The organism is Victivallis sp. Marseille-Q1083 (genome assembly GCF_903645315.1).
Lineage (GTDB): Bacteria > Verrucomicrobiota > Lentisphaeria > Victivallales > Victivallaceae > UMGS1518.
Genome location: NZ_CAHJXL010000001.1, coordinates 3867320 through 3878349, shown reverse-complemented (window position 1 = coordinate 3878349; position 11030 = coordinate 3867320). Strand labels below are relative to the sequence as shown.

General features: G+C 43.6%; 10 protein-coding genes and 3 pseudogenes. 3 read left to right on the top strand and 10 right to left on the bottom strand.

Annotation, left to right across the window (positions count from 1 at the left end):
- Together HWX74_RS16100 and HWX74_RS16095 are read left to right on the top strand one after the other, a co-directional pair.
- Positions 1–1284, top strand: a 1284-nt coding sequence (locus tag HWX74_RS16100) for a hypothetical protein (RefSeq protein ID WP_217704981.1), incomplete at its 5' end; no start/stop codon positions are given.
- Positions 1262–1657 carry a hypothetical protein gene (locus HWX74_RS16095; RefSeq protein WP_176014508.1) on the top strand — a complete coding sequence of 132 codons (396 nt, stop codon included), beginning with the start codon at positions 1262–1264 and terminating at the stop codon, positions 1655–1657. The genes HWX74_RS16100 and HWX74_RS16095, both read left to right, overlap by 23 nt.
- A gap of 156 nt (positions 1658–1813) precedes the next feature.
- Here HWX74_RS16095 and HWX74_RS16090 read toward each other — a convergent pair.
- The 10 genes and pseudogenes from HWX74_RS16090 to HWX74_RS16045 form a co-directional block, all read right to left on the bottom strand.
- Positions 1814–1894, bottom strand: a pseudogene (locus HWX74_RS16090) (IS1595 family transposase); the annotation flags it as partial.
- Between the two features lie 9 nt (positions 1895–1903).
- Positions 1904–2647: pseudogene (locus HWX74_RS16085) on the bottom strand (IS5 family transposase).
- 465 nt (positions 2648–3112) lie between these two features.
- Positions 3113–4242, bottom strand: a protein-coding gene (locus HWX74_RS16080) for an IS630 family transposase (protein WP_176012156.1) whose coding sequence is annotated in 2 segments (ribosomal slippage) — positions 3113–3804 and positions 3804–4242 — 1131 coding nt in all. Because the reading frame shifts where the segments join, the coding sequence is not laid out codon by codon here.
- Between the two features lie 49 nt (positions 4243–4291).
- Positions 4292–5084, bottom strand: a pseudogene (locus tag HWX74_RS16075) (IS5 family transposase).
- Positions 5085–5104: 20 nt separating this feature from the next.
- Positions 5105–5524, bottom strand: a complete 420-nt coding sequence (locus HWX74_RS16070) for a hypothetical protein (protein ID WP_176014507.1) — start codon at positions 5522–5524, stop codon at positions 5105–5107.
- Between the two features lie 145 nt (positions 5525–5669).
- Complete coding sequence (locus HWX74_RS16065; protein ID WP_176014506.1) at positions 5670–6086, bottom strand: hypothetical protein; 417 nt, start codon at positions 6084–6086, stop codon at positions 5670–5672.
- A 367-nt stretch (positions 6087–6453) separates the two neighbouring features.
- Complete coding sequence (locus HWX74_RS16060) at positions 6454–6942, bottom strand: hypothetical protein (protein ID WP_176014505.1); 489 nt, start codon at positions 6940–6942, stop codon at positions 6454–6456.
- A gap of 7 nt (positions 6943–6949) precedes the next feature.
- Positions 6950–8632 carry an RHS repeat domain-containing protein gene (locus HWX74_RS16055; protein ID WP_176014504.1) on the bottom strand — a complete coding sequence of 561 codons (1683 nt, stop codon included), beginning with the start codon at positions 8630–8632 and terminating at the stop codon, positions 6950–6952.
- Between the two features lie 93 nt (positions 8633–8725).
- Positions 8726–9124 carry a hypothetical protein gene (locus HWX74_RS16050; RefSeq protein WP_176014503.1) on the bottom strand — a complete coding sequence of 133 codons (399 nt, stop codon included), beginning with the start codon at positions 9122–9124 and terminating at the stop codon, positions 8726–8728.
- A 32-nt stretch (positions 9125–9156) separates the two neighbouring features.
- Positions 9157–9528 (bottom strand): hypothetical protein, encoded by a 372-nt coding sequence (locus HWX74_RS16045; protein ID WP_176014502.1) that lies wholly within the window; start codon positions 9526–9528, stop codon positions 9157–9159.
- Between the two features lie 123 nt (positions 9529–9651).
- Here HWX74_RS16045 and HWX74_RS16040 point away from each other — a divergent pair, with 123 nt between their 5' ends.
- Entirely contained in the window at positions 9652–11001 is a 1350-nt protein-coding gene (locus tag HWX74_RS16040; RefSeq protein WP_176014501.1) for a transposase, read from the top strand.
- The last annotated feature ends 29 nt before the right edge of the window (positions 11002–11030 follow it).

The following is an 11030-nucleotide window of genomic DNA, read 5'->3' as shown; positions in this document are numbered from 1 at the left end:
GGCAGTCGCTCGAACAACTCGAAGACAGATTATGTGAGGTCTTGCTTCAACTTTCCGAAAATCCGAAAACGATACAATCATTTTCTCTTTTTGATTGGATGGTCTGTGTTTGAAAGCGAAATAGTATTATCTGGCTGTACCTCTGTTGATTGGAATCCATTGGGATTCACCGCACCGCTCACGGTTCAGAAGGTCGGCACTATGCTTTACATCAAAAGCCGATTTGATGCCGACTATGATTTGATTCATCGCGTTGCCTTAACGTTGGGAACGTATAATGAAATTGTCAATCCCAACGGTACCCGCAAGGCGGCGGTTTCCGATGCTGCTCCGGCGACGGCGTGGAGTGCGGGTATTGATATCCAGTACACTGCTGACGATGCGGCGCCCTTGAATTACAACGGAACTTACATTGGCGGCAATCACGGGGCCAATATTGTTCAGGAACTCACCGCAACTGAACACGGAAAAACGGTTGCGGATGTCGGTTCGAAATGGCTCGACGGCGCGAATGTGAAATGGTGTCTAATTAAAGTGTTAGATACAAACAAGTTATGGTTTGTCTCTGAAAATAAATCCGTTTATCCGGCATGGTCGTTTCATACCGCGATTACAGGCAATACGTTGATACACAGCAGCGGGGCAACCAATATCGATTCTATTTCTTTTTCCTCTGCCGCATTGACCCAACTGCATCCGGCGGTCAATCACCAGACTAAAAAGGTACTGCTTGACGGACTTTCAGAAATAACCGATGATGGCCTCTATTCATGCAACTCTCTCGATATCGTCAACTCCTACAATATCACCAATCCGGCCGCAGTACTGAATTATGTTGTCTCACAAGTCGGCGGTACGACGCAACCGGCCTTCAACGGTGACGACATTGCTTCGGATGTGTGGCGAACCTTGACGTATCGCTATGCTGAAAACGGTTCCTGTACCATCGTCGATTCCGTTCAGGTGCTTAATCCGATTTCGCTCGGGTATTTCGGGTTCACACAGGCCATGGGCCTTACCGCAACGAACCGGCAGTTGTGGCAATACATTCCGCGCGTGAAGCCGATTGCCGGAACGGTCAAAACATGGGATTTTGCCGCCGGGGAAAATATCAGCGGCACATTTGAACAGTGCAATACTCTGGACAAATCCCGACAATCCGCCGGATCGCATGGCGCAAATCGTCAAATCGTCTGCCGGAGTCGCCGAACATGGGTTGATGATCGGTTATACGCCGGTGCGATCTACGGGTATTCCCTCGGTGCGAAAAACGCTGGTGACTGATGCTCTGTTTGTGTCGGCGGCGCGGAAGCAGTATTTGAAAGCGGTTACGGTCGGCGGATTGCTGCCGGTTGGGGCGTATTATGAGATGGTGGCATACCGCGCTTTCTGGTCTGCCGCGACAGTTCCGGATGCAACGTGTTTCACCTGGTATCGGGACGGCAAAAATATTATTGTCGTTGTGGACTTCCATAAACCCGTCACGTTCTGCAAGCTGCCATTGCCCGCCTTTATGACCGGCATGGACGTTGCAGTGATCGACAAGACCAATTCATTCACACTGCATGGTTCCGGCGTAGTGGCGGCGGATGGCCTTCTGGTCAGTGTTTCCGGCACATACGGCTATGCGGTATTCAAACTTGGCAATGAAAAATGATGTTGGAATGATCTTTTAGACCATTTAATGATAAAACTATTTTATATGCTGATAGTTTACAAATTAATTCACAAAAAGACTTACAAAAATGAAGGTTTATGACATTGAAAGCGGTGATTTTCTCATAGATATTAAAAGGATCTTGTAAATATCTTGCTACCTATAATTAAACCGAAACTCACATTCTTTCAAGTGCAAATAGAAGGTCTTTTTCGAAATACCTTTGAATTTGCTAAGAACTTATCCCTAAATAGCAGCAAGTTTTCTATAAATAATCATGCATGCCGCCAATTGAAGCAATGCTTCATATGCGGCATGTGTTTTTTCAAAACGCACCAGAAGTTTTCAGAAGCGATTGAACCATGAATGGGCCACTTCCACAATCCAACGTCGAGCTTCATAACTTCTCCAGAGCCGGTATAACCGGCATCCGCACAAAGATTCTGCTTTGTTCTTACTCGCGGCTTTCTCATTCTTGCGCTCAAAACGGCATTCACTTGCGTAACATCATTCCGATTTGCTCCGGTCACGACTATTGACAACGGGATGCCACGCTCGTCTACGAGAACGTGACGTTTGGTCCCATTTTTTTCCCTTGTCTGTGGGATTGGGACCTACTGCTTCCCGGGCCAATGGGGCTTTGTTCATTGCTCCGTCGATACTTTGCCAACGCCAGGAAATCCCTTCCAACTCATCGTATTCCACCAAACCTTTCTTCCACAATTTTTGAAACAATCCGGCTTTCGACCAGCGCTGAAAATAACGATGTATGCTGCTTGAACTCCCGTATTCGCGGGGAAGTGCCTTCCATTGTATTCCCGTTCGCAAAACATACATGATGCCCTCAAATACTCGACGCGCTTCCAACGGTTTGCGTCCCGCTCCGCGACGACGCTGATACTCACGATTCCTATCACGCCTTGCACGGGGAATCAAAGGTTCGACTTTCGCCCCAAAAGCATCAGAGCCTCCCCAAGAATTCATTGCCATATTCACTTTCTAGTGTTTGGTGATAATATAGCAATATTTTTCATGTTTTCAACTATTATTTAGGGATAAGTTATTAGTCAACAGATCCCTGGCTGTTTCGTAGGTGTAGTTAGTCGAAACATTATTCGGGCGGGCCATGGAAGCGATCAAGTCGCTGTTGGCAAGACATGTATAATTGAAAACGCCGGCCGCAGTAGTCACTTTATTCAAGCGGCTGTACTGGTCGTAACCGTAGGTATACAGATTGGTCGCACCAATATTCAATCCGCTGTCCCCCCCTTTTAGCCGCTGGTGGTATAAACGCGATTCAGCTCTTTCGTATAGATACCACTGATTGCCTCCTTTTGCAAGGCGAATTGTGCATTATAAGTAAATGTCCTAGTCCCGGCGGCATCGACAACGGTCAATGGTTGTCCACGATTGTAGATATAGGTGATATTGTACCGGCAATTAACTAGTGTCCAGTCAAATTTGAAAAGATGGATATAGTCGATGCAACTTTACTCGTGCATCCGTTGTTGAAAACTGCCAATTGATGGTTTTTGTTTTCTGGTTTCGCTCTTTCTCCCATGTATTCACCATGCTTCTCATTTCTTCTATGGAGGCGATTCTCTTTTTCAGACATTGTGCCGATACTACATTGAGTTCAATTTCCGCCATATTGAGCCACGAACCATGTTTTGGCGTGTAAACAAGCTCGAATTTATCCATTAAAGCCTTGGCTTTTTCTGGTGGAAACGTTTCGTACCATGATGCCGGTTTATGTGTGTTGAGGTTATCTTCAATTAAAATAATCTTCTCTGCATTCGGATAGGCCAAAGCTATTTTCTCAGTAAATATCGCCCAATCCTTTGCTGTTTTTGTCTGTGTCACATCTGCCATTCTCCACCCGCGCAACGGTTCGCTTGCCAACAAGACATTACATGTTCCCATGCGGCGATACTCATAGTCCACTCGTTTAGACTGCCCTGGACGCATAGGCTGTATTTCTCGCACTTCCTCAAGCAACTGGCGAGGCATCTCATCATAACAAACGACTGGGAATTTTTCGTCATAAGGCCGCTTGTAAATATCAAGCACTCGTTCCATATCTGCAACAAATGCCGCATTTTTCTGCGGCGGAATTACCCATTGCTCTTTTTGCCAAGGCTTGAGTTCGTTTTTTTAAGAACCTGCCGCACTGTTTCATGCGATACAGATTCAACATATTCCAGCTCCACCATTTTATCAGCAAGCAAGCGCAAGCTCCACTGCGAGTGTCCCGCTGGCGGTTCTCCGCAACTCAAGGCTATCAAATGTGCTTCAAAATCACCGTCTGTATGCTTGGTACGTCCTCCGCCATGCGGCAGATTGAACACTCCTCCCATTCCGTTTTCAAAGAAACGCTTACGAACTCGATGAACACGCAATTTACCGACCTTCAAGAAACCTCCGACAATTTCATCGGATTGTTTCTTGCCCTCGGATTCATCACAATTCAGCAATATCAAGGCATCCAATACCTGCCGGGCATTGCGCTTTCCGCTCGACACCATCTGATTCAGTTCCTGCTTTTCATCGTTCGTTAAACAAAACCGATATTTTGCATCTGCCATATCCAACCTCCATTGTTAAATCCATTGGAGATTAAGATAACACATAATTTTATCTTTTCAAATTTGACTGGACACTAGATTGTGTTCTCACTATGGAATCAATAGCCATCGCAAACAGAATGAATCCAGCGAATATGATATCGAGCTTGTCGTAACGCGTGAATATTTTCCGAAACCTCTTCAAACGCAAGAAGAATCGTTCAACTTCATTCCTGCGTTTATAGATTACTTTATCATATACCCAAGGCTTTTTTCTGTTCTGTTTTGGCGGAACGATCGGAATATATCCAAGTTCTATTGCCAACGCACGCGTCTTGTCGCCTTCGTAAGCACGGTCCATAATCAAATAACGATGCGCCTCATTGGCGGCAGTGAAATTCAATAATTTTCGTCCTTCTGGGCCATCGCCGGCATTTCCAGCTGAGAGTGAGAATGAAACCGCCGCACGGTCAGATGCGGTGACATATGAAGTTTTGTGGTGAGACCTCCTCGTGAGCGGCCGATTCCTTGCTTGCCACTTTTTTTAAAGCCCCGGTTCCGTTTGGATGCACTTTAATGCTTGTACTATCCAGGCATACCGCTTCCATTTTTATGCGGATAACATTTTCTTGTTGAAGTGCTTCAAAAAGACGTCGCAAAACACCATTTTTGCTCCAGCGATTCATACGCGTATAAACCGTATGCCAATTACCATAGGATTTCGGCAGTGCCCTCCATTTGCAGCCGTTTTCCGTGACATAAAGAATCGCATTCACCAACTGGAGATTGCTCATACTCACATTTCCGCGTTGCCGCGGTAAATATTTCGCAATTTTTTCATATTGTTTTTCATTGAGTTCCATAAGGGTAATATAGCATGAAATCAGATATTTTCAAATAGTGTTAACAGAATCCAGTAAAGGCCACTGCCGTCCATCGGCTTCGTGCTGAACCGGTAAGTGAAGTTGTCAGCCTCCGCGCCGCTCGAAGATATCGTGCGGCCGAAAGCGTCGTAGACGTACTCCGCCACCGAGGCCTTGGTCGACGCATTCAGGTAGCTCACGATGTTGCCATTGCCGTCATAGACCGGCAGGTAGGTCTGCCCACCGCGCTTTTCCGCCAGCAGCCCGCCGACCCCGCCGGCACCCTGTAGGTTGCCGGAGAGGTCTTCACCCCACAGATACACCTTCTGAAAAGTCGGCGTCGCCGTCGTGATGTCGTAGACGCCCACCACACTCCAGCCGTCGTAGACGTAAGCAACCTCCGACTGCGTCTGGCCGGTCGCTCCCGATTTCAGGATCACCTTCTGCCTGATCCGACAGTTCAGATAGTCATAGATATTCTCATATTCGCACAAGGTTCTATCAGCATTTAATGGCAGAACAAAAACACAACAGATTTACGCTCGATTTTCCTTGTGCGATGCAAGTTACTATCTTCCAATTAAATTATTTTTTCATCTTTTCTTCATAAGCTTTTATGCGCTCCTCTAAAGTTTCATTAATATAATCCCATTCATCCGGATATATTCCTCTTAAAATGTCAATTGGAGTTTTTGCATTACAAGCAATTCTTTCCCGCACCGTTGCATCAGGATCTTTGGATAGTTTTAGGAATAAATCCCTCGTTAATTTACGTTTCGATGCAACCTCAAAACGAACATTTTCATCTTCATCATCAGCTAATAACTCCAAAATTTCAATTGGCACTGTTTTGTTGATAACAACCCATTGTTTCATCTCTGGAAAATTTTTTACTAGTTCCATACCTATCTCTAAAGGTAATTCGTCTTCCGCCGAACGGACATATTCCTCCGGAATTTCACTTTCTCTTAACCGAATAAATTCTTCCGCAGACTCAATCATCGGTTGACTCCTTTTAAATCTTTCAGTAAAATATATTGACCAACAGGACCTTTATGTTTATCTCTCAAATATCTTCCATATTCATCTGCATCATGGAGCCTCTTCAATTTATTACCTTCTTCCTTAAAAACCTTAAATTTACTGCCACCATGACCGGTTAGATCCTCTGTTCACTCTAAACGCCGTTATAAGTAGGAATCTCACTTTAAATATAAGAGAATTAGTATTTTTGACATTGAATAAATACAATACAGAACAATTTTACATATCATTATTTAAATATATATAAATTTAAATGACTATCATACATCAGGAATAAACTACTCCGTGCAGAGCACGAGTGATAGTTCATTAAATCAAAAAAAATTTACTTTTGAAAATATTCTTTTCGTATATCAACAGGAAAAGAATAATTTTTCATTATTTTTTCTTTTTCTATTATTTTTTGTAAATGTTCTTTCATTTTCAGGTCAAAGTCATCCATTTTTTTGACAGATTGTATATATGTATTACTATTATCTTTAGTATACACAATTAAATCATCTGATCCAAAAGAAATTCTTATATCACTTAAAAATAACTCTATTTCAGTTGGTGCAAAGCTAATGTACATATACGCAAAACTTCCTCGATCTTTTCTGAGATTATTTAACCATTTTTTCATAAATTCTATATTTTCACGATCATTTGGATATAGTATTTCAGATTTTTTATTAACTATAATCTTAATATTATTTACCTCAATATTGCCAATTTTATTATTAAAGAAAAAACAAGCAATACAAGAGATACATATAAAAATAAACGTACATATTATTCCAATTGCTCTCAAAGTAAATTCCCATTTATTAGACATCGCTACCTCACTTTTCTGAAGTTAAATAATCAAACATCATATCAGAAAAATCTCGACAATTTTGTCCCAATATTGAATACTCTGCCCTTTTACCTTCAAGTGACTTCATATATTTTAATGTTTCGAAATCTTCATTGCACTCTGTTTGAGCATGTTGTCGTATTTTCTCTGTAGCCGCAATCATATCGCTATAAATCTCGCCATTCCCATCAGCAGTCGGCCCTTCAAATCCCGGAGGAAAAGGAATAGGATTTTCGAAGTCTGGCTCTAGGTGTGGTTCGGCTACGCTGCTACTGCCATCTTCCCCTCCTGAATCAAAATCAAAAATTCCTCCATCCGCAAAAGCTCCACCCAAAAAACCTAACACGGCTCTCTTACGCATACCAAAACTTATACAATATTTACCGGCAGGAATATATTCCCTTCCATCATTTCCACAACAAGTTCGACGGGGACCATAAAATTCAGCTGAATTTTCCTTCCAAACTGTCACACAAATTCGTTTATGCCACCCATGAACAGCAGTTGAATTTTCAACCCAGATATCTAAACCTAAATACTCTTTTTTATTTATTCCATTATTTCCGACGAACCCATATAGATTCACGCCGCCGTTTTCTTCGATCGGATCACGGCTGATCCAGCGGCCGTGCTGCGGATCGTAATAACGGTAACCATAGTAGTAGAGGCCACTGCCGTCCAGCGGCTTCGTGCTGAACCGGTAGGTGAAGTTGTCGGCCTCCGCGCCGCTCGAAGATATGGTACGGCCGAAGGCGTCGTAGATGTACTCCGCCACCGAAGCCTTGGTCGACGCGTTCAGGCAGCTCATGATATTGCCGTTGCCGTCATAAACCGGCAGATAGGTCTGTCCGCCGCGCTTTTCCGCCAGCAGCCCGCCGACCCCGCCGGCGCCCTGCAAGTCTCCGGAAAGGTCTTCGCCCCACAGATACCCCTTCTGGAAAGTCGGCGTCGCCGTCGTGGTGTCGTAGACGCCTACTACATTCCAGCCGTCGTAGACGTAAGCGACCTCTGACTGCGTCTGGCCGGTCGCGCCCGATTTCAGAATCACCTTCTGCCTGATCCGACGGCTTAAATAGTCGTAAGTATATTCATAACGATAAGTCCCGACATCCGCCGTTTTCAGACGGTTCTCGGCATCGTAGGTATATTGCGTCGTATAGCTGCCGGTCAGGTTGCCGTCCGCATCGTGCACCTGCGCGTAAGTGGTGCCATTCGGCTCGGTGATCAGCGAATACTGATTCACCGCGTTCGCCGTATAGCTCCACTGGGAATCACTGCCGGTCGTTCCCTGGAAGGCGGACTGACGGTTGCCGATCTGGTCGAAACTGTAATCGAACGACTGCCCGGCGATCCCTCCGGAAGCATTCTTGCGCACCGCGTTGATCACCTGTCCATAGTTGTCATATGCGTAATCCCAGTAACTGCCGTCCGCCAGCGTCGTCTTGATCCGCTGGTCCTTGATGTTCAATGTATAACCATAGTTCTTCGTCAATGATCCCGCCGTCGTGCTGACGCCGGTCAGCCGGTGAGCGCTGTCGAAGCTCCGGGTTGCCGTCGATACCGTCTGGTTGGCCGGCGCCGTCGCCAGCCGCAGCGTCGACAGCTGGCCCGCCGCATTGTGAGTATAATGTGCCATAGGTCGTCCTTCACACCCTGCGTCCAAGTTCATTTCAACGGCTGATCACCCGTTTTTAACTCTCTAGCTAAATGTGATTTACAATCAATAGTGGAACTCAAACTATTATACTTTCAATAATAATGGTTACCATTGCCAGCCGCCTCCAAACAAAATATTTTCCTGCCATTTTTTTTGCTCTATAATCTCAAAAGGGATATCGTATTTACGAAAAAAATCTTCAAGTTTCCATCTTTTTTTATCAATTTCACCAGATGAAATCTTTATTTTAATTTTATCTCCAGGATAATAATATCCTGCGCCAATACCAGATATATAGCAAGTATAAACTTCTTTAGAACCATCTTTTATAAAATTGACTTTAGAAGTTCTAAATTCTTCTCCTAATAACGCAATAAATTCCAACCCACTTTCCCTTGAAGAGGTCGAAGGAATTGAGATAGTATATTCTACACCAACGCAAGCTGTCAAGGTAAGCATAAAAATAATCCCCAATGCCATAAAGAAATATTTTTTAAATTGCATATTTATTACCTGCTTCCTATGAAGGCAAAATTTCATTTATCTCTTTTTTCTATTTCAAATGGAATATTATATTTTTGAAAAATATTCTCTAGTCTTTGTAGATCTAATAGAATTTCTTCTTCAGGGATATTAGTAAAACATAACTGAAGATATTTCTCTTCTGGATCATAAAATATTTTCGCCTTCAAGGAAGTGAATTCAAATAAATAAGATCTGCCAATATTATTTTTAGTAATTTTAACAGTATAATTTCCCAATTCCGTTTCGAGCAAATGAATAAACTTAAATTCATTGTCCGTAAAGGTTGGTGCATTCAGTGGCACCAGGTAATTAACAGTATTCGCACAAGAATAACTAATTATTAAAAAAATAGTCCCAAAAAAAATAGTAATGATTTTAAACATAAACACACCAATACATTAATAATTGATAATGTCCCAAATTTTGTGATGGGATGAGTTGTTTGACAAGGTTGCATCTGCCTTTTATTTTGAGTAACTCAAAATCTCAACATAAAGGAAAGGCAGATGCAAGGTAAAATTAGCATGGACCTGTCGTTTTGTCAATCGGAAAACGGATTTTCTTTGGATGAACTTGTAACCAAACTGGCAGATGTATATGAACGCAAGGCATTCGCCGAACTATTGGAGATGATTTTACAGATGGTTCAAGAACTCCTGATATATCGAATCTTTCATGGTCAAACAAATGCGTTGAAGTGTTGTGACAGTGGTCATCTTCGGCTGAACGGGAGTTTCAAGCGTCGCATTCGAACCAGCTTGGGTGAATTCAAAATGAGTTTCTGGCGTGTGAGTTGTTCCACGTGCGGAAAAACCTTTTCGCCATTGCAGCGATTCATTCGCCTGGGACGTTACCAGACGAAAACCAATGAACTGGAAAAGCTGATTGTTGAAGCTGTGAGCGAGACGAATTACCGTCGTGCGGTTCAGGAATTGACACGTGATGGAAAACTGCCGGTATCATTTCATACCGCGCATGGCTGGGTGTTGCGTACGGATTGTGATGAAATAGACATTTCAAAACGGGTGATCGGTTCCGCCCCGATTCAGATTATGCCTGACGGGACCAAATTTAAAGGAGAAGGTTGTAATGGAGAAGCACGCAAGGGCGATTTGAAAGTGGTCATCGGCATTAACACTTGTGGAGAAATATTTCCGCTTGGAACTTGGGCAGGAACGAGTTGGGATGCTGTCTGTAAGCAATGGCAAGAACAGGGAATGAAGTTTCCTGATGGTAGTATTTTGATCTGCGACGGAGAACTTGGATTGTCCGAAGCGTTTGCCGAATATGCCTCGGAGCAGCAACGTTGCCACTGGCATATCAATCGGGATTTGTATCATGCGATGTATCAGGACGGAGGACGCAAGGGGGAGTCAAAACCGATTCAGGAGGCTTTAGCCGGAGCACTGGCGATTGAATTGCCGCAGGAAGATTTCAAATACGTGTCCGAGAAAGAGAAAGATGATATCGAGGAACGAATGGAAAAAACAGAAGCGGCCATAGATCAACTGATTGGATATTTTCAAGGGCATGGGTATGAAGCGGCGGCAACCTATATGCGACGGGCAAAAATCGGCATGTTCGGTTATATTCGCCGCTGGTTAAAATGGGGATTGATCTCTCCAAGAGCCTCGTCGATGGTTGAAAGAGTTATGCGGGAACTTGGACGCAGGATTAAGAAAATTGCTTATGGATGGAGTGACAAGGGCGTAACGAAAGTTGCGAGAATCATATTGAAACGGTTTGCTAATGCCGGTGCATGGGAGGAATACTGGCAAAAAAGGATGGAAATTATCGGCAACGTCGTCATCGGCGTTGGAAATTACAAGTGTTTTTCACAAAATTTGGGACAATAACTAATAATTTATCATATATTAACCTGAAT